Raw genomic sequence first — 23,926 nt, forward strand, 5'->3', positions numbered from 1 at the left:
TCCGGGGTTTCAGCTTACTCTGCTTGGGTAACCACCACCCGGCCGAATCGCTGGCCGTCGCCAGTCGACGTATCCACAACGGTAACACGCTCCCAATCCGCATCGATGGAAACAACGGTTTCGCCAGTCGCCGTCTGCCAATCTCCGGCATCGAGACTTGAGGTAAACTGCGCCTCGTAAACAATGCCCGGCAATGTCGATTGCTTCCGACGCACGTACTCGATTTCCAGTTGGCCAGTGCCCGATATTGAGGCCGCCGGAAGGCCGGACTCACCAACGCCCGGCTCCAGCAGCTGGCAATCCGGAACCACCGGGTCCATGTTAAATGCATACTCCAGCAAAAGCGGCGCGCCATCGGAATCTCCGTCCGAAGCTTCACCCGTTGCCGCTGTACTGAACAAGTCATTGCCCGAGAAATAATTCGCCTTCCAGATCGCAAAGGTGCCGACGGCAAAGATCGCGCCTTCCACATTGCTTTGTGTGAGGTTCGTTTGGCCAGGGCCGGCGTAACCACTCGCCTGCAGACCAAGGCGATAAAGCCCCCTCTCGGCAAAGCCCCAATTCAAGTGGCTATGCCCGTTGGCTGGCTGGTAGAAAACATCACTGGCATCGAGCCCGTCCGAGGTAGCCGCCCAGACGACCGGATTATTAAATTCGTCAGGTGTCCACATCGAGACATGTGGATTCTCTCCAACGCCGATGTAGTCCACACTCACCAACCGAATCGTGATCCACGCTTGTGGAATCTCACCGTTTTTGCGTGGATCACTTAACGAATAGATCGCCAAATCCCCTGTATCCTGAGAATTACTAAAGCCAGGCCAAGTATAGAGACTGTTGGCTTGCGGAGCGATCCAAACGTCATCCCCCGGCGGTGCCCCAAGAAAGTCGAAGCCCTCGGAAGGGATGACATAGCGCTCCCCTCCCGAGTTGACACTTAAGTCTCTGAGCGGCAAGGCGACTTTGTCGAAGGGGATACCAGCCTCCTGGCCGCTATATACCCCTGACTTGATTACCGCCTGCCAGCGGGATGTCGCTGGCAGATACTTAAAGCTCAAGTCGACGTGCGAATCAATGATCAGGGAACCCTCGCCATAGGCAACGGATGCCCCAAGGAGGCACAGAGTCAAAGTGCGTTCTAGCATATGCTTTATTTCACTGCGGCGATATTCTCGCCCTTATCTACTTTCGCCTTCACGTCGGCCGCGAGAATGCTTTCCACATGCCCATCGGCAAACAGGTAGTTTGCCGAGCCTGAGGTGGAGTCGCCGTCACTACCCCCATGACGGTTCGGTTGTATGTCACTCAACATGGCACCCCAGCTAATCCACGCACTGGAATGAGTGTGATCACTTTGCGTCCCAGTCTCCATTCGATCAGAGATGTTGAAGGCGAGCATCGTTTGCGATGGATTCGGGATCAGCGAAGGCCGGTCATAGACTTTACCGATTTTGTTGCCAAACGGATCACGCTCCTGAACAAACAAAAAACTGTTTAGAATGTAGCTAGACCCATTCTGCTCCAGACGCTCTTCCCCAAGTGGATCGGCCGGGCAAATGCGCACTTCATCAACATCATCCAAGTAATCGGCGATAGAATAAATCCATGACTGGCTCAACTGCGAGGTATGTGTCGACGACGGATACTTACCATGATCGCTGGCATACATTTGCAGCCCCATGCCGACCTGTCGCATATTGCTCGCGCACACCGACTGGTAAGCCCGGGATCTCGCCATGCCCAAAGCCGAAATCGTTAAACCGCCCAGTATTGCGAGCACAGCGATCACCACCAGTAGTTCCACCAGCGTGAAGGCGCTGCGCGTTTGCTGATATCGTTCCATTTGCGGCCACAGTAGGAACGATCACCCATATTGCAAATGTTTTGCGTTTAAGTTTTCGCGGAAAAGTTGCCTCACAATCGGAATCCGCTTCAGCCGCCTCCGCGTGGAGCTTAGATAAAAATTCGAGGGGCACTTTTCACCACACAACACGACCGCATGGCCAATAAAAGTCGCCTACGCGGTTGGAAATATTGTGTTTATTGATTTGGCTATCGGTGAATAATCAGACTGAATAAACCGAACACCTGCTTTCACTACGGATGGGTAATTTGCTGACTCCAAACAGCGCTGGCCTCAACAATTGCTTGGACATTCTTCTCGTCGAAGATAATTCGGCAGTGCTCGAGCTATCCCGCCGACAGCTGCAGCGCCAATTTGGCAAAGAGACCAACTTATGCATTGCTCGGAACCTGCAGGAAACCCTTGGGTTCATCGACAAGCAGCGGTTCGACGTCATCGTGCTCGACCTGGACCTCCCCGACAGCACCGGCCTGAACACCGTCGAGCAGGTATGCGCCGCAGCGCCCAACGTCGCTGTCGTCGTGCTGACTGCCTCCACCCAAAAGGACATCGGGGTGCGGTCAATCGAACAAGGCGCACAGGACTTTTTGGAGAAAGGCAGCTACGATGCCCCCACTCTGGGCAAGGCAATCCGGTTTGCCATCCAGCGCAGCCGGATGACGGCCATGCTCACGCAGCTGGCGGTGCAGGATCCACTCTGTGGCGGGTTCAATCGACGCGGCTTCCAGCAATCGGCCGACGCCATGCTCGACGACGCAGACCCTAGCCAGGAGTGCTTCCTGATCTGTCTCGACCTCAACGGATTTAAGCAACTGAACGATGAATACGGCCACGCTGCGGGCGATGAAATGCTCATACGGTTTGCGGAGTTCATGCACACCTCCCTGATGGGCGAAATGATCTGTGGTCGCCGCGGAGGTGACGAGTTTGCCGCGCTTGGCATCGGCGGCGGTGAGGAAGCAGCGATCGTCTTTTTAAAGCGCTTGGGCAACCTCGTGGATCTCGTTGCCGACAACCAAATGCTGCCAGCTCCAATTCGTTTTTGCGCAGGCTACTTCATCTTTCGTCGAGCCGACTGGCAGCGTAAATCCCTCGATGCCATTCTGGACCTCGCCGACCAGCACCTTTACACGGCAAAGTTTGCTTACAAGGAACAGGAAGCGCAAACGCACTATTCCTGGCACGGCGGCGATCTGGACGTGAACAGCAAAGGCGCGGCCCGCACCACGCAGACCCACTCATCCGGAGCGGGCCTGGATTGGCCCATGGGCCGGGTAATGCTTAAGCTATGCCGCTGGGTCGACCCCGCACTATGGGAGCACCAAAAATCCGTGGGCCTCATTGCAGAAATGATCGGCAAGCGCATGGGCTGGAGCCGCAACGACCTAGTGCGCCTGCGATGGGCGGGCGAGCTGCATGACATTGGCAAACTTGGCATCGATAAAGACTTGCTCTGCCTGCCCCGCAAGCTGACTGAAGCAGAATTTTCCGACGTGTCGAAACACACTGAGCTCGGTGCCGAGCTCATCCGAAGCCTGGAATCTCCTAAAAACGAGCTCCAGGCGCTGGCCGCGCTACATCATCATGAGCGCTGGGATGGCAAAGGCTATCCTCACGGCCTGTCCGGCGAGGCAATTCCCGCAGCCGCACGCATCGTCGCCGTGGCCGACGTATTCCATGCGATGATCAGCGCCCGCCCCTACAAGGACCCCATGTCCATCGAGTCATCGGTCAACGAAATCAAGCGCATGTCCGGCACGCACCTGGACCCGCAGTCGACGGAAATCTTTATCTCACTCCACGAAAGCGGCGCGTTAAAATCCATATTAAAGGAATACTATGAGCATTAAAAACATTGCGGGCAAACGAGTCGTCGTCACCGGTGGAGCAGGCTTTATCGGCTCACATACCTGCGAACTCTTACTGGAGCAAGGGGCTGAAGTGCTCGCGTTAGACAACCTTGCCACCGGCCACTTGGCAAATCTGGATCATTTAAAGTCCGTTGTCAGCCTCCGCTTTGAGGAGCTGGATGTCGCCACGGGCAACGCACTCGCGAACGCCGTGGAATCTTTTAAACCGGAAGCCATCATCCACCTGGCGGCGCTGGTTAGCGTGCAGGAAAGCATCGTGAACCCGGAGCTGAATTTCGAGCGCAACGTGACGGCAACACAGCGCGTCATCGAAGCCGCGCGCACGAACAATGTTAGCCGCCTGGTCTTCGCTTCCTCGGCGGCGATCTTCGGCGACAACACTGAGCTACCGCTCAACGAAAGCAGCGACAAGCGCCCGCTCTCGCCCTACGGCGCGGCCAAGCTTGCCAGCGAATACCTCCTGATGGGGGCCGCCTATTCCTACAATCTCACGGTCACCGCCAACCGCTACTTCAATGTCTATGGCCCGAGGCAGGACCCGAAGTCGCCCTACTCTGGCGTCATGTCCATCTTCCTCGATCGTTTTCGCGCGGGCAAGGGCGTTACTGTATATGGCGACGGTCAGCAGACCCGTGACTTCATTTTTGTCAAAGACGTTGCCCGCATGAACGTGCTCGGTGCCGCATCCGCGCAAGCCGGCTTTCAGCCGTTCAATGTTTGCACGGGCCGCTCAACCAGTCTGTTGGATTTGATAGCCGAGTTCCGCAAATACTTCCCAGACGCGCCTGAAACCGCCTTTGCCGAATCCCGCAAGGGCGACATCATTCACTCGCTTGGCGACCCATCCGCCGCGCGCAACGCCATGGGCTTTGACGCCACCACGACGCTCAGCGAAGGCCTTAAGCAATACCTCGATGGAGAAGGGGTCGCCGTTTGAAGTCTCGGTGGATCACCATCTGCGCCGTAATATTGCTCAATACGCTCACCGCGTTAGGCGGGTCGCCCGACCGCTACCTTGTTGATTACCGCTCGTCGATCAGCGCGGACTACCTGCAGGCTTGGCCGATCAGCATCATCCATTCCGAGGCCGAGGTCGACCTGACCGCCGTTAAACAATCGGGTGCCAAGGTGCTCGCCTACGTGAGCGTCGTCGAAGTCGCCGCCGACGCCACCTATGCTAATGTCGTCAAAGAAACCGGCCTCCAACCGGCAACTCGCAATGCCACCTGGAACTCCAGCGTGATGGACCTACGTGATCCGGCGTGGCGCAAATTTGTAGCTGAACAATTGGTGAAAACACGGGTCGAGCAAGGCTTCGATGGCTTCTTTCTCGATACCATAGACTCGGCAGAATTCTTGATCGCAACGGATCGTGCTAACGAAGCGGAGGTTCGCGAAGCCACCGTCCAACTACTGCGCGAGATACGCGCCGCGGCACCCGATGCCTACCTGCTGATGAACCGCGCGCTGCCCATCACCGATCAAGCCAGCAAGATCGTGGACGGCGTCATGGTGGAGTCGCTCTACCAGGGCTATAACTTTGCATCGCAAAGTTACCAAGCGACCAAGCCTGAGGAAACGCAGCATCTCGAAACCGTACTGCAAAAAGCGCAGCACCTGGGCATGGATGTTTACGTGCTAGATTATGTTGACCCCGCCAAAGCCGGGCTCGCTTTCGAAACAGCTGCACGTATCGAAGCCAAAGGCTACCATGCGCTAATATCCGAGCCTAGATTAATGGGTGCTAGCTTCGCGCCACTGCGTCCGGTCGCGCGAGATATCTTGGTCTTCTACGGTAACCTGCCGTCGAGCGAAGGCTTGGAGTTTCCCTCCGAGACGACCACGTATCTCGCGTGGCAGCCATCACTCGAATGGCTCGGGTTTGAGCTACGCTACCACAGCCTGCTGAACGAAGGCCTGCCTGCGCTGCCCGATCCCGTGGACTGCCGCGCCATCATCATCGATGGCGACATGACCGTGCCCACCGAGCTGCAAACAAAATTTTGGCGCTACCTCGGCGCAGCAACTGAGCGCGGCATCAAAGTTTTTTTCATCAGCGAGCTGCCAGAGATCACCGAAAACCAGTTGGACTACGTGCGCAAAACCTTTGGCCTAAGCGGCTCCTTTGAGTCCATTCGCCTGCTGAACTCGCCCAAGATCGAGCAAGTGAAAGCCGACCTGTTTGGCTTCGAGGCCCCGCCAATGGCACCGCCGAGCAACTTCATCGATTTGCAAGCCCCCACCAGCGCCGACATCTGGCTGGAAACCAGCGCGACCGTCGATGGAGAGCATTACACCATGGATCCCGTCTTTGTGGCGACGTGGGGTGGCGCTATTTTGCGCCCATTCGATGGCATGGTGGACCCGCTGAAGTTTTTCCAACAATTCTTCGATCCACTCATCCTCGGCGAGGCCGTGCTTGGCCCGGTGGACTACCCCGTGCCGGATGTCACCACGGCCTTTGGCCGGCGCATTTACTTTAGCCATATCGATGGCGACGGCTTTTACTCAAAGAGCGCCGTGGATGTCGGGAAATATTCAGGCGAGGTCATCATGGAGCAAATCATCGAGAAGTATCCGCTCCCCGTGACCGCGTCGATCATCACCGGAGAGGCGCAGGGACGCGTGGCGATTCTCAAGGAACCTGAGCCCGGCAAATTCGCGGAGCTCGCGCGCGAACTATTTGCCCTGCCCAACGTCGAGGTGTCCTCGCATACCTTCTCCCATCCGTTTTTCTGGAGCACTGAAGATCACGAGATCGGCGTCTATAAAACGCAAAGTCTTGAAATCGAAGACAGCTACAGCACTGGCGAGATCAACTATAATCAGGAGATCGTTGGCTCGACAAATTTCATCAATGAAGAACTCGCGCCGGAAGGCAAAACCTCGGAGCTGGTGCTTTGGTCGGGCAATTGTCGTCCGCCACCCGAGGCGTTAGCCGTCGCGCGCGAGGCCGGTGTGCTGAACATGAACGGCGGCCAAACGGTCATCAGCCGCGTCACGCCGTTTCGTAGTTTGATCGGCCCAAAGGCACTTGAGTGGCGCGGCGAAGTGCAAATACATGCGCCCAACCAGAATGAGAATGTTTACAACAACGCTTTTGGCGACGGATTGTTTAACGGCTTCTCCAAAGTCATCGATACATTCGAGCTAACGGAATCACCCGTCCGCTTTAAGCCGGTGGACGTTTACTACCACTTCTACAGCGCAGACCGCCCCGACGCCTTTCAGGCGCTCGACACCGTGATGGAATGGGTGATGACCCAAGAGCTGTTCCCCATGACGGCGACCAACTACGTTCGCTTAGTGCAAGACTCGCGCAGCGCTCGCATCTACCGCACCGCAAATGGTTTCTTGCTGCAGTCCCAGGGCCAGCTTCGCACTTGGCGCATGCCGGAAGCCTTGGGCTACCCGGACATGCAGCGAAGCGTGGGCCTGCTCGGCTACACGGATTTCCAAGGGCAGCGATACCTCGCCACCGATGGCCGCGAATTTGTCCAGCTAGTGCTAAGCTCAAGCCCGCCAACCACGCCATTTCTCGAAGGTGCCACCATCCCGTTTAAGGTTACGCGCAACGGCGACCAGTTCACACTCCAAGCCGATGGCTGGGGCCCGGGCTACGTGACATTCGCCAATGCCAAAGACCTGAAATGGGCGGACGGCATTGAGCCAACCCCAACCGATGCCGGCGTCCGTATCGATTTAAAACCCGGCGAGACGATCGCACTCCCAGCCGCGCTAGGAAGGATTTTCAATGGCCAGTAAAGGCAAGGCACCGTTGCCGTGGGTGGGGCTCGCGTTGGTTTTGACCGTGGCGATCGGAACCGCGATTTTTCTGATCCCGTCCAAATCGGAAACGTTCTCCAACCTGATCAAGGACCGCGAGTTCGACAAAGCCCGCGAGCAGATTGATCAGATGGCGATGAATGCCACCACGCCGGAAGCACGCGCGGAGGTCGAGCGCGCCCGCATCGAAGTGGCCATTGCGGAAGCTCGCAGTGAGGGTGAACAAATCGATGCCCCCACAACCGAGGCCATCATCCGCCAGGTGCTCAGCGCCAGTGCCCACGATGCGACGACGGCCGACTATTTGGAGGCACTCGCCTTAACGCAGGAAATCCCCGCGCCCGCGAAGTTCACCCCACTGGAGCCCTTCGCGCTCGCGCCAGCGCTACGCGACGCACTGAGGAAAACGCTCACGCAGCAAGCGGGGTTTCGCGGGCAGCCTGCAGTTGCGGCTCAGTGGCATGAAGCGCTGCTCACCTCGCCCGCCTCAGCTGAAGACTTGAAAACGGGCGTCGCGCTCTGGCGCTCCACGGGCGACCCGGCCCGCGCATTCGAATTTTGGCAAAAGTATTCGGCAGGCTCCAACGACTTCAGCCCCGTGCATCTAGCTCTACTCTTGGAGCTGAACCGCGCGCCAGAAGCCTTTGCGCTAGCGCAAAATTATCTCACCGAAAATCCGGAGAAGCTCGGCAAAGAAATTTCGATCGATGAGTATATTTCTTTGGCGACAATGTCCGACCAGTTCGCGCAAGCCGTGCCGCTGATCGTCACCTACTCGGAAGCGCACCCGGAAGATTCCCTGGCGCACGAAAAATTGATCGAATACTATATTGGCAATGGCCGACTGAACGAAGCACTTCGCCTGCTCGAATATGAGCTCTCGCAAACCAACTCCTCCGCAACGCAAGCGAAACTCGCCCAAGTGCGCGAGTGGGCGGGCGATCCCGGCAAGGCTTTCGACTTGTATTTACGCATGGCTGCGGATGGCGATCCACACGCCGTTAACCGACTGCTTGAACTCAACCCCGGACTCTACCGTTCTCGCGAAGTCATCAAAGCACTCAAGGCTTACAACCCGGAAAAGCTGACGCCCGATCAGCAATCAGCGCTCTTCGATCTGGAGGTGCAAGTGGGTGCCTATCGTGAAGCAATCACGATCAGCGATCTGTTACTGGCGGAATCACCCGACCGCCCCGAACTCTGGAAAAAGCGCGGCGACCTGATGCGTGCCGACCACCGTCTAACCGAGGCAGTCGCCAGCTACACCAAGGCGCTGGAATACGCACCCGACAGCATTGCGATTCGTCGCGAGCTTGCGCGCACGCTGCTGTTTGCCCGCGACTACACCCGCGCCAAAGAAGAATACGCTAAAGTTTACGCACAAAGCGGTGCCGCGCCAGACCTGCAAAAGCTGCTCGAGCTGAACCGAATGACCGGCGACTGGAACGCCTATTATTCCGTGCTCAACGAACAGTTCACCAACAATCACTTGACCGAGCCTGCACTCTACAGCGACCTGGCAAATCACTACATAGCACAGAAGAAATCTCAGGTGGCAGAGTCGGTTTTACGCAATGGCATTGAACGTTTCCCCGACAACGACAACCTGAAAATAGCGCTGCTATACCACCTTTCTAATTTGGAGAAAAATGCCGAGGCCCTGGCTTTGATCGAGCGCTATCCCGCGTTGCAAAACGACCAACAGCTGCGCTCGGTCCGCCTCTACCTCCTCACCCGCGTCAATCGCAACGAGGATGCCTTGGCGCTTCTGGAAACCTTGCCCAAAGACGAGTGGCAAAACTCAGCCGACATGCTGGAGATGGCCGCGATGCTTTACCAGGAAACCAGCGATTCCAAAACCGCAGAGGCACTTTACGAACGCGCCTACCAGCTCTTTCCCGACAAACCGGAGAACGTCCTGCGCTGGGCTTCGATCCTGGCCGCACGTGGCGATTACCAGGCGTTTCGCGCGCTGGTGGATCCGCTGCTGGAAAACCCGACGCCCGAGGTGCTGCGCCTTACTGCGCAAACCCTGGCCGACGTTGGCCAGTATCAGGAGGCCGAGAAAATGATGATCCGCTACGTTCGCCTGGTGCCGGTCCCCACCCCCGCGGACTGGGGCATGCTGGGCGACATCCGTCTTTCGCGTGGAGACAACCGCGGTGCCAAGCAAGCCTACCGCCTTGCGGCCAACGAACTCATTCGCTCTTCTAAGGGATAATTTTCACCACTGTGTCAGCCCACCCCAAACAACATCTCAAGCCTATGCTGCGCCACTTGACGGCGGCCATGCTGCTGCTTGGCCCGGGTGTGCTGTGCGCGGAAGTATTGCCGCAAACCGAGACCGTGCAGGAGTTGAGTGTGCTCTCCTACAACGATGCAGAAGTGCTGGCGATGGCCCAAACACTCGACGCCAAAGAAGTTAAATATCTGTGCTACCTCATGGCCCGGCTCAACCGGATGGGTGCCGCGGAAGACCTTGCTGAATTGGTTCTCGCAGAAACGCCGGAAGATAAAAACACCCTGCTGGCCATGGCCTCCATGTATATCGAGCTGCAGGAAAAAGAGAAGGCCCTGCGCACTTCCGAGCGCCTGCTAAAGAGTTATCCCAACGACGACCAGGCGCTCTATTTTACCGCTGCCGCTTATTATCAGGCGGGCATGTATCAAGCCGCGAACGATCTCTTTGCCGAAATCAAAACCCGCTTCTACGATGACGAACTCTACCCCTACGAGATCGATCTCGCTGCGTCCGCCGACCGCGCCGGTGATTGGTATCGCTCGATGCAGTCCTACCAGACGCTCCTCCGTGAGCACAACCTGAACGACCAACTCCGCCAGCCCGTGCGCGATGCGCTCGACAATATTTACCGCGAGCGCATGGACCGGCTGGAACTCACACCCGAGTTCGCCTTTCAAGATAACGGTTGGACGCTTGTGGCTGGTGCCGATGTGTCACGGCAGATCACCGACCGCGTGCGCCTGGGCATGTATGGCGAAGGCCAGACCACGCACCTCGACGCCCGCGATGGCATTCGCGCCGGTAATGCGCAGCGCGGCGAAGCAGGTGCATGGACGGAGTTCGACATGACCAAGCAATGGAGCTGGCAGGCCGAGCTGGGTGGCTCCACCGGCGAGGGCACACACGTGCTCGCGGGTGCCTCTACGCGCTACTATTTTGACCCGCTACTATCAGTGGAAGTGGGCGTCGATTTCGGTGAGGCCGCGCGCGACACCCTGGCGCTGGAATTTATCGACGGTCGGCAGGACCGCGTGTTCATCCGCGTGGAAGACACATGGGACGACACCTGGCCGGTTTCGCTGGGATTTTCCGCCCGCCAAGTTCGCGTCAATGACGACATAGATCTGGGCAACGGCCTCAATGCGATCTGGTCCTTCGGCAAACGCCTGCGCCTGGCGGACCCGGAAATCATCGTGCGCTACGTTGGCTATTGGCAGGGATTTTCGCGCGACACCTTTAACCCGCAGGGAGTCGCTCCGCTGGTCTCACCGATTACCCCACTGGCCGATCAGGCCGCGATTTGGGACAACCTCGTTTCGACCAATATCAACAACCAGGGGCTGAACGTGCAGGTGACCGATCGCTTTTGGCGAGCCTGGCGCTACGAGCTGAACGCAGCCGTGTTTTACTCGTTTTCGCGCGAGGCGATGGAGTTTGCTGGGGGCGGTCGCCTCGTTTACTATCCACGAAAGAGCATCGAAGTTTTCACCGGGCTTACTTATTACTCATCAACCTTAACCAATAATTCCGGCAACTACCGCATCGAGCTGAACAGCGGCCTGCGTTGCTGGTTTTAGCGACTACTCGAAAGCATTATGAAATCACACATCACTGTTCTCTGCGCGCTCCTGGCGGGGCTCATGCTTGCCGGCTGCGGAACCCTCACCTACGACGGCGGCTCCGTGGCACATCTCGACAAAAACAAAACGACGATCCTGCTACCCCCTTTTGACAACGCCACCAATGACGAGTTCGCCGGCGTCGCGTTAACGGAGATCACCGCTTCGGCGCTCATGGCGAAAGACGTGCAGCTCTACCAAACCGAAGATGTGCGCAACCGCCTGGGCCTGCCGGAAAACGCGGGCGACGGCTCCTACTCAATGCTGGCCAAGGAGGTCGGCGCGCAATACGTGCTGCTGGGCACCGTGCATGAATACCGCTACAAGACCGACCTCGACGGCGACCCCGCCGTGGGCGTGACCATGCGCCTGGTCGACGTGCAGGACGGCCGTACCGTCTGGCAAGGCACGGCGTCCGACGTGGGCTTCATCAACGCATCGGTGACCTCTGCCGCGCAAGTGGCCGCCAAGGACCTCGTCAACCGCATGCCACTGAACAGCCACCTTAAGTAAGCGCATGAGCGAAACGACTCCACCCGCCAACGCAAACCGGCGCCAGCGAAGCGCCTGGTTCGATGGCGCAGTCGTATTGGCTTTGCTGGCGGCCGTTAATTTCATCGCCGCACGGGGAGACGTCGGCATGCTATCGCTGAACCCTACTCCGGCGATCCTCGCGCCACTCGTCGTCGGGCTGTGGTATGGCGCGATGCCCGGCACCATCATCGGAGCCGTCACCGCCGGGCTGATCATTCTCCTGCGTAGCGTGGGCGGGCAAGACGTTGGCGCGGTTGTTGCCGAGCATCCGTTCGCGCTGATCTCGTTGCCCGTTCTCGGCGCATTGGTGGGTGAGCTGTTCAACGCCCTACGCAAAGATCAGGAGCGCGCGCAAGCCCAGCTACAGCACAACAGCGAACGCCTCGCGCAGCTCGGTGCAGACGTGGAGCACATGCGCCAAGTCCGTGATCAGCTCGAGCGCATCCTGCTAAAGCGCGATGCGTTAACCCTTTCCTTCGACAACGAAATCCGCGCACTCCAGGAAACACCCGCAGAGAGTTTTCCCTCGGCGCTGCTGCAAATGCTCAGCCGCACCGAGCGCGTTTACGACGCGGCGCTGTATTGGCATAAGGACAAAAAACTGCAGCGCGCGGCGCTGCTTGGGGACGAACGTTTGCTCCCGCCCGAGCTAAGCGACGACGACCCCATGATTGCCACGGTTCTTGAAAACGCAGAACTTGCCGCGCTGCCTGCATTCCTCCGAAACGGCAATAATGAAGACCCGGGCACACCATTTCTCGCAGCATTTCCCCTGCTTGATTCCGATCGCAGAGTGCTGGCTGTCCTCGTAGTAGCGGGCTTGCCGTTTATCAGTTTTGAACGCACGACGCTGAGGCGCATTGATGCGTTTTGCCGATGGGCCGCGCAAATCGTCGAGCACCGCGAAACGGTGAAGTCGCTCGCCGCGAGGCAGCTCAGCAAGTATGGTAACCGCTACGTCGTCCCGGAAAATATCTTTAACTCACGCCTTCAGTTGGCGCAGCAGACTTACCGCGAGCTACAGGCACCATTCATCCTGGTGCTGATTGCGGACACGACCAAAAGCCTGCAACAAGAAGCGCTCGAAAACGCAATGGGCGGCGTATTCCGCGCAGGCGATACGATAACCGTTTTGCCCGGGCCACGGGCCAACCTCGTGTTGCTCGCCCCCTTTGCCGGAGAGCGCGCCCGCGATGCCATCGACCAGCGGCTCAAGGGAGTCGTCCGCCGCAATAATGGCATGGACTGCGAAATCATTTATTGGGAAAACACCATGCGCGACCACGCGGAGATCCTTCGCGAGGCCAAGCAAAAAGTGCAATGAAGCAAACTGCCGCCAAGTTAATCGTCATGCTCGCGCTGGCCTTGGAGTGCGGGGCCATCGCCGCGTTTGTCAAAGGCGCGGGCGCACTCAGCGGCGGTCTTCACTTGCTGGCGATTGCGGGCTGCATCTACGGCATCGTGCAGTTGGGATTTCAACGCCATGAGCGCACCGCGAAGTTCAATCTCACTCTTTGGCTGCTCCTGTTGGTCTGCGCCGTGCCCGGCTTGGGCCCGTGGATGATTGGTGTGCCCGCGCTTATCTGGACGCGTCCATCGCGCACGGCGCGTCGGGTGCAATTCCTCGGGCCGGAAGACGTTTATCATGGCGACGAGCAACGCAGCGCCGACCCCGACTACGAAGCCTCGGACATGCTCGCGATCATACGCAGCGATTCAGACGACGAGCGCCGACGCGCAATCCTTGGCCTGCGTACCTACGATCCCTCTGCTGCCATTCCCGTGCTCAAGCGATGCCTGCAAGACAGCGATGAGCTCGTCCGCATTTACGCGCAGGGCATCTTACAAAACCTGCAGGAGAATCTCGAGAAACGCTCACGCGCGCTGCAAGCCGAGCTCACCGATGAAACCGATACCGACGCCCGTATCAACCTGGAGCTTCGCCTGGCGGAAACCCAGCATGAGTATGTGTTCCTAGGATTGGCCGATGAGGAGGTCGCGCGGCGATCCATTATGGAAAATGCGTTGGCCTCGGTGAAGCGTGCGGTCGAGCTGGCCCCCGAGCGCAACGATTTGCAACTCGTTCAACTGCGCTACGAGATCGAGCTACGCGCCACGGTGGCAGCGGAAGCCACGATGGAAAAACTGCGCACAAACGGCTTTGACCGCTTTCTCCTGCAACCCTGGGCTTGCGAACTGGCTTACCTCAAACGCGACTGGGCGGCGCTACGTCGACTGGCCGCCGAGGCCGAAGAATCACGCATGGCCTACGGCCGCATGCTCAGCGCGTGTGCATTTTGGCGGGAGGGCATGGCATGAGTGAGGAGACGCTGGACCTTTGCCTCATTGCCGAGGGCACTTACCCATACGTCGCTGGCGGCGTGTCGGGCGTCGTTGCGCAAATGATCAACGGCATGCCCGATAAAAAGATCGGCATTTTCTATATCGGCAGCTCGGCCGAGCTTGCGCAAAAGGCCGTGTATCCCGTGCCTGACCACGTAACACATATCCAAAAAGTATTTCTGTTCGAAGGTCTGGGCCCCAATGAAAAACACCGCCACTGGAAAGCGAATGCCGCCCGTAGCGAGTTTTATCAACGGCTCGGCAACTTTCTGCAGCAAACCCAAAACGAGCAACGGGACGCCGCCTTCGCCCAACTGCTTGACCACTTTTCCGCATTGGGCGATGCGCTGACCTTCGAGGATTTCTGCGAGGACGATGAGGCATGGGAAGTCATTTGCGATGCATTCAAGCGCTACCTGCCCAACGTATCGTTCATCGATTATTTTTACACGACGCGGTTTATGATGCTGCCGTTGTGGATTCTGTTTCGCAGCCTGGAGCGCACGCCCAAGGCCCACATCTACCACTCCCTGTGCACCGGCTATGCGGGCGTCGTGGCCGTCGAGGCTGCGCGTCGCAACAACGCCCGGTCAATAATCACTGAGCACGGCATCTACGTCAAAGAGCGCATCTCCGAGATCAGCCTGGCCACCTGGATTCACGAGGCTCGCGAGGCCTACGTAACGGTGGACTCCGACCTCGGTGCCTTGAAAAGACTTTGGATTGCAAAGTTTCGCTACCTCGCAGAATACTCTTACCGACGATGCGACGCATTGACCACCCTCTACGGCGGTAACCGGCGCATGCAGGAAGAGCTCGGCGCGCCCCTGAACAAAAGCAGAATCATCCCAAACGGCATCGACCTCGGGGCCTTCGAGCCCGCGTATCACCGCCGCCGCGAACGCCTCGCCAACGCCAAGCCCAATGTAATCGGATTCGTCGGCCGCGTGGTGCAAATCAAAGATGTCAAAACGCTCCTGCGCGCGATGGCAGATGTCTCCGCGCGTTTGCCCGACGCGCGACTGGTCTTGATGGGGCCCACCGGCGAAGAGCCGGAATACTTTGAAGAGTGCCAAAAAATGGCCGAGCAGTTAAAGATAACGTCCGTGATTCATTTTGCCGGAAAACAAAACCTGCGCGAAGCACTGGCCGACATCGACGTAATGGTGCTGACGAGTATCAGCGAAGGCCAGCCCCTCGTGATCCTGGAGGGCTTCGCGGTGGGTATCCCCTGCGTATCGGCGGATGTCGGCAGCTGCCGCTCGTTGATCCTTGGTGACTCGGATGAAGACCGCGCACTCGGCCCGGCAGGTGACCTGACGAAAGTCGCCTCGCCAAGGCAGACTGCAAACGCGTTGGTCAACCTGCTCAGCTCGCCGGAGAAAGTGCAAAAATACGGTGAGAACGGCCGCCAGCGTGTCACGCGGTTTTATCAACAAGCGGACATTCTCGGTGCCTACCACTCGCTCTACCAGGAATTCATGCCCACGGGCGCAAGCGGCTAACGAACATGGCAGGAATCGGATTCGCAATTCGCAAAATGCTCGCCCGCGGGACCGTCCGCGATTCCGTGGCGGCCTACGGCTTTGCCGCATTGATGGGCAGTGGCCCGTGGGTCATCTCGATCCTCTCGCTCGCACTGCTCGGCATCGCGGCAGGTGGCTACGATGGCGACCAGGATTTCGAGGTATTTTTCGTTTCGGTAACCTACGCCTTCAGTTTCAGTTTGATCGCCACTGGCGGCATCCAGCTGCTGCTTTCCCGATGCGCTTCGGACGTGTTGTTCATCGGCGATCAAAAACGGATCGGCGAGCTGCTGCTCGGTGGCTGCCTGCTATCCATGGCGGTCTCGCTCGCAATCGGGCTGCTGCTGTTTGGCTTTACTTACCCGGGTAACGCCGTTGCCCAATGGTCGTCTATTGCGCTGTTTCCGATCCTTGGCGCGGTTTGGACTACCGTGCTCTTTGCCTCGGCACAGAAGGATTACCTCGTTGTCGCCGGCTCGTTTGCCGTTGGCTACGGTCTCAGCTTTGCCTTGGCGCTCGGGGCACAAATAATGTTTGGCTCGGCCTACATGATGCCCGGCTTTGTCCTTGGCCAATTGTTGCTGTTCTTCCTGTTGCTGTATTGGCTGCATCGTGATTTCGGTATCGACCGCACGATCGACATCGGCTTCATCGCCGACGCAAAGCGCTACCCGGCACTCTTTGTTTGCGGCTTTGCTTACAACCTCGGTATTTGGTCAGACAAGCTGATCTACTGGTATTTCTCCCCGTTTCAAGTTCACCTCGGCGGCGTGCTCTACGCCTGCCCAGTTTACGATGTGGCCGTTTATTTAAGCTTCCTGTCGATCGTTCCCGGTATGGCGGTTTTTCTACTGACCATCGAGTCTTCGTTCGCTATCGAGATGGCCGAATACATTGAGGCAATCGAAGCAAAGGCCAACCTTGCGACACTCGAAGAGCGAACACAGCGCATCATCGAGAGCGTGCAGAACGGCTTCTTCACCATGATCAAAGTGCAGGGCTTGGTGACGATTCTCTTGATCGCGGGCGCGGAGTCCGTGGTATCCAGCTTGGGCATCGGTGCACTGCAGCTATCCATCTTTCGCGTGACTTTGGTGGCCGCGTTTTTATGCGTGATATTGTTCTCGTTGCTCACGGTGCTCTTCTACCTGGACTGCCTGAAAGAAGCCGCCATCTGCGCCTGCGTGCTCGCGGTGAGTAACATCGCCTTCACCCTGCTGAGCCTGCGCGTTGGCATCGAGGCCTACGGCGTAGGGCTAATCATGTCCGTCGCGCTGTCGATTGCCGTGGCGTTTACCTACACCAACCGCAATCTGCATGGCCTGCTGATGCGCACCTTCACCCGAGTCCCGCTCGGCATTTGAGCAACTACAGCTTGATCCGCGCATCGTTTCCAGCCGACGCGGCTGCGGGCGTGCTCCGCGTTATCAGGTTGATTTCAGCGCGGTCTTAGACTAAACCATTCAGCCCTTACCAGCTAATGTCTGCAACGAGCGAAGAACCCTTAACCCCACTGCCACAAGGACTTCAGGTCTTACACGACCGCGACTCCTTCATCATTCGTCGGCGGTGGTTTTCGCCACTGGCCATCTTTTTGGTGTTTTTCACCATCTTCTGGAACGGCTTCATGGTCGTCTGGATGAGCATTGCCCTCGGCAGCGGGGCTTGGCACATGGCCGCCTTTGGCTCACTGCATGCCCTGGTGGGCATTGGCATGGCCTACTTCTGCGTAGCGAGCTTTGTTAACAAGACGGACGTCTCCGTCGACCCCAACTACCTGAGCGTACGGCATTACCCACTCCCCTGGCCAGGGTCAAAGCGACTGCGCGTGCATTCGATCAAACAGCTCTACACCAAGCAGCACATCAGCCGCAGCAAGAACGGTGTCAACATCAGCTACCAGCTGTTCGTGATCACGGACGACAACCGCGAGCAAAAGTTACTCAGCGGCTTGGCGGATTCCACGCAGGCCAAATACATCGAGCGCGAAATGGAAGACGTGATCGGCATTCGCAATGTGCCGGTCAGCGGTGAATACCAATAAGGCCATGCCCGAACACCCACCTGTCGAAAGCCGGGCGTGGCTTCTGCTCGGCCCCGTAAAAAGCCTCCCCGGCGCGTTGCTCTGGGACGGCCAGCGCGTGACCTTTGTTGCGTGCGGCACCGGTAGCTTTAGCGAGTCCGACCTGCGCGAGATTGCCGAAGCTAATGCATTACCAGCGGAAGCCTGTGAATCCATTTTTGCCGAGAAGCCCACGCCGCTGATCGTCGCTACACCGGCGGAGATTAGCGGGGTGAAGATGCCCTGGTATTATTTCAAAGGCGGCATCCAGATCACAGTGCGCAACCACGGCTACAAGTTTTCCTTCATCCGTCCGCAGAACACCGTCGAGCCGACCTACTACCTCGAAGACCAGTTTCGCTGGACGGGTGGCGCCGGCCAGGAAGATGTGGACATCGCCGGGGGCAAGACCGCCGGTGCCAAATGGAAGCAACTGCTAACCGCCCTTACCCAATAACGTATGACGAAACACCTTCGCCCGTTGACTCTCGCGCTGCGCTGCCTGGCATTGGCCACAGTTGCCAGTTGCTCACTGCTCTTGGCCCAGGACGCCGACCCCGAAGAAGCCTTTGGGACCGGGCTGGTGTTCGATGTCGAGGCCTACCGCAGCGTGCCTTACAAAGCGCCCGTCACGGCCGAGACCTACGCCGACTTGCCCAAATCAGTGTCTCTGGAAAAATACTGTCCCACGCCCGGCGACCAGGGGCCCCACTCCACCTGCACGGGTTTTGCCGCGGCTTACCACCTGCGCACAATTCTCTACGCCATCGAGAACCAGATGACCAACCGGCGACAGATCGACGACGCCATTTTTTCGCCGACCTTTGTCTATGAAAAAATCCGTGATCCCGAGGGCGACCCCAATTGCAAAAAAGGCACCAGCCCCGTCGCCGCGTTGGAGCTGATGCGCAGCGTGGGCGTCGCCCCGCTGGACGCCGTGCCCTATCTTTGCGGTGCGGGCATAGACTCGGACGACCTGCTCATTGCCACGGAATTCCCCATTGTCGACTACCAGATTCTCTATACGACGAACCTGCCCGAGAACGATCCGATCAAAGTCCTCTCGGTTAAAAAGGCGCTCTCCGAGGGCAGCCCGGTGCTGATCTGCTTCAAGGTGCACAAGAGCTTTTACCGCGCAAGCGAAGTCTGGCGGCAGCAGGCCACCGACGCCGGCCCCGAGGGCCAACACGGCCTGCACGCAATGGTCGCCGTCGGCTACGATGACAACCGCTACGGCGGTGCTGTGCGCGTCATTAACAGCTGGGGAACCAAAGAATGGGGCGACCGCGGTTTTGTCTGGATTCCGTATGACGACTTTGCCCGCAACTGCATTGGCGCGCTTCAGGCCTATGGCAAGCAACCCAAGCCCAAGCCATACCAGAAGAGCGTGCCTGTCACTCCGGAGACGCCGCTCCTGCTCGCGGGCAGTGTCGAGTTCGAGGAGCGCGACGGCACCGAGATGCCCGCGATCAAAATCGTGAAGGACGGCGTCAATGCATCGGGCCAACACTTCGAAGGTTACCGCCTCGCGCGGGCCTACCCCTCCGGCACGCGTTTCCGGTTTTACGTTAACACGAACTCCCGCGCCTATCTCTACGCTTTCGCCACAGACTTGACGGGCAAGATCACGCAAATCCTGCCCTTCGAAGACGGCATGTCTCCCATGATCGGCAAGGGCAGCACCATCGCGTTTCCCTCGGAGAAAAAAGTCGTCCGCATGGACAACGTCCCCGGCACCGACTACCTGCTGATGCTTTACTCCGACGAGCCGCTCGATCCCAAGGCGCTCGCCGAAGCCATCGAGGCCAACGAGGGCACGCTCTCGGTGAAAGTTCACCAGGCCCTCGGCCCGCGCCTGATTCAGCAGGAGCACATCAAGTATGCCGACGACGGTATCGGCTTCGCGATTCAGCAGCAAACGCGCGGACACGTCGTCCCGCTGATGGTCGAGATCGTGCACGACTAGCCCGCCCATTTCGCGCAACGATATGATCGAGTATCGCCAACGTTTACATGCCTTCAGCCCGGAGATGCACTACCAGTTGCATGAGGGCCAACTCACCGTGAATTCGGCGAAGGGCAATACGAGGCTTTACTCACTCAAAAACGTTCAAAGCGTCCACTTGCGCTATGCGCCGACCCGCGTTCAGCGTCAACGTTACCTGGCCACCATTCGGCTAAAAAACAGCCGTAGCCTGAGCCTCAGCAACGAGCATTATCGCGGCGTTTACGATTTCGAGGACCGCAGCGCCGACTACCGCGCGTTCGTGCAATCGCTATGCCGCGAGCTCGCCCAACAGCCCAATTGCGGCTTCCACGGAGGCAACTCACCCGGCACCAATCTTGCGATCTGGCTAAGCTATTTCGCGGTCATGGGCCTGCTGCTCCTGGTGATGCTTTTCCTCGCGGCGACCTTCCCGCTATTGATCATTTTGCAGATCGCCATCATGCTTTTTTACACTCCGGCGCTGATCCGTTACGCGCGCCGCAACAAGTCCCAAACGTTCGATCCCCAACAGATCCACGACAATCTTTTACCATGAAAAACGACCGACTCCGCTACGGCATTGCCTTGTTAAAAATCGCCTGCCTTGCGCTGCTCCTTAGCCTTAAGCTGCAAGCTAAAACCGATGTAACCGACCACGGCTGGAACGCAATCAGCGGCTGGTCGCCGGATGGAAAACACATCGCAGTAGCCGACTCGTTTGGCATTACGATCTACAACGCTGCGACGCTGAAGAAACGCTTCAAAGTGGACGGTGATGCGTCCGCGGTCGGCTTCTTTTCGGCCGACGGGCGCTATTATTACTCGGTCGATTCGCAGGGGCTAAACCGGCTCAACCTCTCCAACGCCAAGTCCACTCGAGTCGCCGCGATTGAGAATATTCACCGCGTTTACACCATAGGCAACAATGGCGAGATGGTCGTCGTGAGCCGTGATAAACCTTACGACGTCAACCGCTACCAAATCCACCTGATCCGCGATGGCAAAGCTCCGCGCGCACTGGCCGAAGTCACCCCCACTGCGGGCAAGTTCGTCGACGATGTTTGTGTGTTCCCGCACAAGTCCGACGACACCGTACTCATTTATGCCACCGACCAAACACCCCCGAAAACCAATTGGGATTCGGCCACGATTGCCGGCCACCGCTTTTACTCACTCGACCTGAAAACGGGCAAGCTAGCGCCGCTCTCCACCGTCTCCGAGGAAGATGCCTACAGCTACGGCTTTAGCTCAATGCGTCCCGTAGTCGGCAAAGATGAGGTCTTCGAAATCGCCGACGGCCTCAAGGGTAACTACGACCTCTTTAACCCCTACACCGGCAAACCCGTGCGCACGCTCTCGGTGCCGGGAGTGGAGTTCGAGCTCGGCGCGCCGGGCGTCGTCATTTCCAAGCGGACAGTCACCAAGGACGGCTCGACCCAATACTTTCGCGACTACCTCCAGAGCGGCACGCTAAAAACGATTCGCAATGTCGAGCTGCCCGGCGCCGACACACTCAAGAAGCTGCATGGCTTCGCCCCCTACAATGTCGACAAGAACACCGAGTGGCTCAGGCTCGACAACAAACTCGTCGCCCTCGATCTGGAGCAAAGCGCCATCACCTCCGAGCACCCAACCGAGTTCACTTTCTTTCGCCCCTTGGGTCAGCCAAAGGGTGAGGCCGACACCATGATCCTCCTTGCATCGGGCGACTACGGCACGGGCGACAAGCTGATCAAGTATGACCTCACGAACAACACCATCCAGTCCACCCAAGCCGCGCCGAACCCGATCAAGTATTCCCGCTTCGCCTTTCACCCAACCGAGCCGGAATTCGTCGCCATCTCTTCCGAAGGAGACGTCCACGCTTACCGCATTGGGCGCGCCGGGCTGAGCCACATTAACCGCGGCCCCGAAGCATTTTTCGCGGAGTATGCCTCCGATGGCGAAACCATCTTTGCCCTCGAAAGCTACGACTTCCCCGAGGTCGTCCAGTTCGATGCCGCGCAGTTTCCCGTAGACCCCAAAGCCATACGCTATGAGTCCTCCCCACCGGCGACAACGATGCCTAACAGCTTAACCGATTTGGTTGTCAGCAAATCCGGCAAATGGCTGATCCAAACCGATAGCTACCGCAGCTATCTCAACCGCACCACCGATGGCAAACAGCTCGCGACCTTGGGCGAACACGGTATTCCGCGAGACAGTATTGGCACCATCGATAGCTTGCCCACGGCCTATGCCATTGCCCCGAATGATGCCAGCTTCGCGAATCTTTCCACCCAAAAAGATTGGGATCAAAACGGTGACGTGATCCACCGCACGACGCTCAACCTAACCCCCATCAGCGACGACATCTCAGATGAGACCGAGCCGACATGGAGCGTCAAGCTGCCCAACGCCGCCTATCGCCTGATCGGCTATACCGATGACTCACAGGCCGTGCGCTTGCTCAACCTGCAAAGCGGGGACATCGAAAGCTACGCCGCCAGCAATGGCGAACCAACCGGTAAACAGTCAACGCAGCTTCAGCTTGCAGCGGATTCATTTGAAGATCCGGACCTGTTTTCTCCACACGACCTTTCACAGAGCCCAAGCGGCACGCACCTCGTCGTCAAAGACCGCCAGCGCATCGACGTGATCAACTTGAGCACCGGGACCGTAACCACGCATACGCTTTCCGATCCCATCAACGAAGTCCACTTTCCAGCGGGCGGTGAATTATTCGCTGTTCAGACAGAGTCCGGCGAGCTGCTTTTCTATCCGCTCGATGCCACTGAGTCCAATGAGCCAAAGGCGGTGCTCACGTTTTACAACGACGGCAATGACTACCTGCTCCAATCGGCCAACGGCCAGTTCGACGCCAGCCGTCTGTTGCAGGAGCGCGGTGTGTATCAACAAGGCGTCGCGCTCCTGCCGCTCAACCAAATCTTCGACCAGTCCTTCGAACCAACACTCTTCGGCAGCCTGATGAGCGGTGCCGATCTGCCCGAGACGGCCCTGGACTTCGAGCAGATCGCCCGCGCGCCCACTGCCGAGATTCGGCATAACACAAACTACACTGATCGCGTCCAGCTAAAGCTCTCAGCCAAGAGCCCGATTGGCCAGCTGACCACCGTGCAGCTTTATCAAAACGACAAGCTCGTGAAGGAGTTCGACCCCAAGGCGCGCGATCTGTTCTACGAAGAATTCGAGCTACCGCTGCTGCCCGGTGAAAACCAACTCCAGCTCATCGCGACCAATGCCGACGGCATTGCCTCCACACCGGCAGTAGCCACCGTCACCCCACCGCAGTCAGCCAACGAGGCCATTGAAGAACGCAGCGCCGAGCGCACCCTGCACCTGCTCGTGGTCGGCGTTAACGAATACAAAAACTCGAAGTATAACCTGAACTACGCACTGCCCGACGCCGAGGCCATGCTCGAACAAATCCGTAACGCCAGCGGAGATCTTTACGACAACATCGAGGTGTATTCCGTCTTCAATCTCGATGCGACCTCAGCCGGCATTATCGACGAGTTTGAGAAAGTCCGCGCCAACGCGCAGCCGCAGGATGTGTTCATCTTTTACTTCGCGGGGCATGGGGTTATGTCGACCGAGCTGGAGCAGTTTTACATCGTGCCCAGTGACGTCACCCAAATTTATGGTGCCGCCGACAGCCTCGAAGCCAACGGCATTTCCAGCCGCCAGCTCCGTGCATTGGCCGAGACCGTGCGCGCGCAGAAGCAGGTCTTTATCCTCGATGCGTGCAACTCGGGTGGCGCACTGGAGGCCTTTTCCGAGCGTGGGGCTTCACAAGAAAAAGCCATTGCCCAGCTCGCCCGCGCCACGGGCACACACTGGATCACCGCGTCCAGCAGCTCGCAGTTTGCGACCGAGTTTGCCGAGCTTGGCCACGGTGCCTTTACCTACGTGCTTCTGCAGGGGCTCAATGGCAAGGCCGACGCCGGCGACCAGCGCGTAACGATCAACGAGCTTAAGGCTTATCTGGAAAGTGAGCTACCCCGCATCAGCAAGGAATACAAGGGCAGCCCGCAGTATCCAACCAGCTACGGTTACGGCCGGGATTTCCCCATCTCCGTGCAAAACTAAACT

16 protein-coding genes and 2 pseudogenes are annotated in these 23,926 nt (G+C 58.1%); 16 read left to right on the forward strand and 2 right to left on the reverse strand.

Annotated features, from left to right (window positions below):
- Nucleotides 1-14: 14 nt before the first annotated feature.
- Nucleotides 15-1,145, reverse strand: coding sequence for a choice-of-anchor M domain-containing protein (locus O3S85_RS07970; protein WP_269539428.1), 1,131 nt, complete (start codon nucleotides 1,143-1,145; stop codon nucleotides 15-17).
- Nucleotides 1,146-1,150: 5 nt separating this feature from the next.
- Entirely contained in the window at nucleotides 1,151-1,843 is a 693-nt protein-coding gene (locus O3S85_RS07975; protein ID WP_269539429.1) for a prepilin-type N-terminal cleavage/methylation domain-containing protein, read from the reverse strand.
- 260 nt (nucleotides 1,844-2,103) lie between these two features.
- Here O3S85_RS07975 and O3S85_RS21265 point away from each other — a divergent pair.
- From O3S85_RS21265 to O3S85_RS08050, 16 genes and pseudogenes are all read left to right on the forward strand, one after another.
- Nucleotides 2,104-3,006, forward strand: a pseudogene (locus O3S85_RS21265) (diguanylate cyclase); the annotation flags it as partial.
- A 216-nt stretch (nucleotides 3,007-3,222) separates the two neighbouring features.
- Nucleotides 3,223-3,714: pseudogene (locus tag O3S85_RS21270) on the forward strand (HD-GYP domain-containing protein); the annotation flags it as partial.
- The gene (locus O3S85_RS07985) at nucleotides 3,704-4,672 is read left to right on the forward strand and encodes an NAD-dependent epimerase/dehydratase family protein (RefSeq protein WP_269539432.1); all 969 of its coding nucleotides are present in this window, start codon (nucleotides 3,704-3,706) and stop codon (nucleotides 4,670-4,672) included. The pseudogene O3S85_RS21270 and the gene O3S85_RS07985, both read left to right, overlap by 11 nt.
- Nucleotides 4,669-7,500 (forward strand): endo alpha-1,4 polygalactosaminidase, encoded by a 2,832-nt coding sequence (locus O3S85_RS07990; protein WP_269539433.1) that lies wholly within the window; start codon nucleotides 4,669-4,671, stop codon nucleotides 7,498-7,500. The genes O3S85_RS07985 and O3S85_RS07990 overlap by 4 nt, the downstream gene beginning before the upstream one ends.
- Nucleotides 7,490-9,742, forward strand: coding sequence for a tetratricopeptide repeat protein (locus O3S85_RS07995; protein ID WP_269539434.1), 2,253 nt, complete (start codon nucleotides 7,490-7,492; stop codon nucleotides 9,740-9,742). Before O3S85_RS07990 ends, O3S85_RS07995 begins: the two co-directional genes overlap by 11 nt.
- A gap of 44 nt (nucleotides 9,743-9,786) precedes the next feature.
- Complete coding sequence (locus O3S85_RS08000) at nucleotides 9,787-11,340, forward strand: tetratricopeptide repeat protein (RefSeq protein ID WP_269539435.1); 1,554 nt, start codon at nucleotides 9,787-9,789, stop codon at nucleotides 11,338-11,340.
- 18 nt (nucleotides 11,341-11,358) lie between these two features.
- On the forward strand, nucleotides 11,359-11,895 hold the full coding sequence (locus tag O3S85_RS08005) for a hypothetical protein (protein WP_269539436.1): 537 nt from the start codon (nucleotides 11,359-11,361) through the stop codon (nucleotides 11,893-11,895).
- Nucleotides 11,896-11,899: 4 nt separating this feature from the next.
- Nucleotides 11,900-13,240: a GAF domain-containing protein gene (locus O3S85_RS08010; RefSeq protein ID WP_269539437.1), complete on the forward strand. Its 1,341-nt coding sequence runs from the start codon at nucleotides 11,900-11,902 to the stop codon at nucleotides 13,238-13,240.
- A complete protein-coding gene (locus tag O3S85_RS08015; RefSeq protein ID WP_269539439.1) occupies nucleotides 13,237-14,235 on the forward strand; it encodes a HEAT repeat domain-containing protein in 999 nt (332 codons plus the stop codon). Before O3S85_RS08010 ends, O3S85_RS08015 begins: the two co-directional genes overlap by 4 nt.
- Nucleotides 14,232-15,764, forward strand: coding sequence for a GT4 family glycosyltransferase PelF (gene pelF, locus O3S85_RS08020; protein WP_269539440.1), 1,533 nt, complete (start codon nucleotides 14,232-14,234; stop codon nucleotides 15,762-15,764). The genes O3S85_RS08015 and pelF overlap by 4 nt, the downstream gene beginning before the upstream one ends.
- 5 nt (nucleotides 15,765-15,769) lie before the next feature.
- Nucleotides 15,770-17,149 (forward strand): exopolysaccharide Pel transporter PelG, encoded by a 1,380-nt coding sequence (pelG, locus tag O3S85_RS08025; protein WP_269539441.1) that lies wholly within the window; start codon nucleotides 15,770-15,772, stop codon nucleotides 17,147-17,149.
- A gap of 116 nt (nucleotides 17,150-17,265) precedes the next feature.
- The gene (locus O3S85_RS08030; protein ID WP_269539442.1) at nucleotides 17,266-17,829 is read left to right on the forward strand and encodes a hypothetical protein; all 564 of its coding nucleotides are present in this window, start codon (nucleotides 17,266-17,268) and stop codon (nucleotides 17,827-17,829) included.
- 4 nt (nucleotides 17,830-17,833) lie between these two features.
- On the forward strand, nucleotides 17,834-18,304 hold the full coding sequence (locus O3S85_RS08035; RefSeq protein WP_269539443.1) for a hypothetical protein: 471 nt from the start codon (nucleotides 17,834-17,836) through the stop codon (nucleotides 18,302-18,304).
- A gap of 3 nt (nucleotides 18,305-18,307) precedes the next feature.
- Entirely contained in the window at nucleotides 18,308-19,813 is a 1,506-nt protein-coding gene (locus O3S85_RS08040) for a C1 family peptidase (protein WP_269539444.1), read from the forward strand.
- 22 nt (nucleotides 19,814-19,835) lie between these two features.
- The gene (locus O3S85_RS08045) at nucleotides 19,836-20,390 is read left to right on the forward strand and encodes a hypothetical protein (protein WP_269539445.1); all 555 of its coding nucleotides are present in this window, start codon (nucleotides 19,836-19,838) and stop codon (nucleotides 20,388-20,390) included.
- On the forward strand, nucleotides 20,387-23,923 hold the full coding sequence (locus tag O3S85_RS08050; protein ID WP_269539446.1) for a caspase family protein: 3,537 nt from the start codon (nucleotides 20,387-20,389) through the stop codon (nucleotides 23,921-23,923). The genes O3S85_RS08045 and O3S85_RS08050 overlap by 4 nt, the downstream gene beginning before the upstream one ends.
- Nucleotides 23,924-23,926 lie beyond the last annotated feature (3 nt).

Origin of the sequence: Cerasicoccus sp. TK19100, assembly GCF_027257155.1 — a bacterium.
Lineage (GTDB): Bacteria > Verrucomicrobiota > Verrucomicrobiia > Opitutales > Cerasicoccaceae > Cerasicoccus > Cerasicoccus fimbriatus.

Excerpts from the sequence above, each read along its gene's own strand:
- O3S85_RS07970 (WP_269539428.1), bottom strand. The coding sequence starts at position 1,145 with ATGCTAGAACGCACTTTGACTCTGTGCCTCCTTGGGGCATCCGTTGCC.
- O3S85_RS07975 (WP_269539429.1), bottom strand. The coding sequence starts at position 1,843 with ATGGAACGATATCAGCAAACGCGCAGCGCCTTCACGCTGGTGGAACTA.
- O3S85_RS07985 (WP_269539432.1), top strand. The coding sequence starts at position 3,704 with ATGAGCATTAAAAACATTGCGGGCAAACGAGTCGTCGTCACCGGTGGA.
- O3S85_RS07995 (WP_269539434.1), top strand. The coding sequence starts at position 7,490 with ATGGCCAGTAAAGGCAAGGCACCGTTGCCGTGGGTGGGGCTCGCGTTG.
- O3S85_RS08000 (WP_269539435.1), top strand. The coding sequence starts at position 9,787 with ATGCTGCGCCACTTGACGGCGGCCATGCTGCTGCTTGGCCCGGGTGTG.
- O3S85_RS08005 (WP_269539436.1), top strand. The coding sequence starts at position 11,359 with ATGAAATCACACATCACTGTTCTCTGCGCGCTCCTGGCGGGGCTCATG.
- O3S85_RS08010 (WP_269539437.1), top strand. The coding sequence starts at position 11,900 with ATGAGCGAAACGACTCCACCCGCCAACGCAAACCGGCGCCAGCGAAGC.
- O3S85_RS08015 (WP_269539439.1), top strand. The coding sequence starts at position 13,237 with ATGAAGCAAACTGCCGCCAAGTTAATCGTCATGCTCGCGCTGGCCTTG.
- pelF (WP_269539440.1), top strand. The coding sequence starts at position 14,232 with ATGAGTGAGGAGACGCTGGACCTTTGCCTCATTGCCGAGGGCACTTAC.
- pelG (WP_269539441.1), top strand. The coding sequence starts at position 15,770 with ATGGCAGGAATCGGATTCGCAATTCGCAAAATGCTCGCCCGCGGGACC.
- O3S85_RS08030 (WP_269539442.1), top strand. The coding sequence starts at position 17,266 with ATGTCTGCAACGAGCGAAGAACCCTTAACCCCACTGCCACAAGGACTT.
- O3S85_RS08035 (WP_269539443.1), top strand. The coding sequence starts at position 17,834 with ATGCCCGAACACCCACCTGTCGAAAGCCGGGCGTGGCTTCTGCTCGGC.
- O3S85_RS08040 (WP_269539444.1), top strand. The coding sequence starts at position 18,308 with ATGACGAAACACCTTCGCCCGTTGACTCTCGCGCTGCGCTGCCTGGCA.
- O3S85_RS08045 (WP_269539445.1), top strand. The coding sequence starts at position 19,836 with ATGATCGAGTATCGCCAACGTTTACATGCCTTCAGCCCGGAGATGCAC.
- O3S85_RS08050 (WP_269539446.1), top strand. The coding sequence starts at position 20,387 with ATGAAAAACGACCGACTCCGCTACGGCATTGCCTTGTTAAAAATCGCC.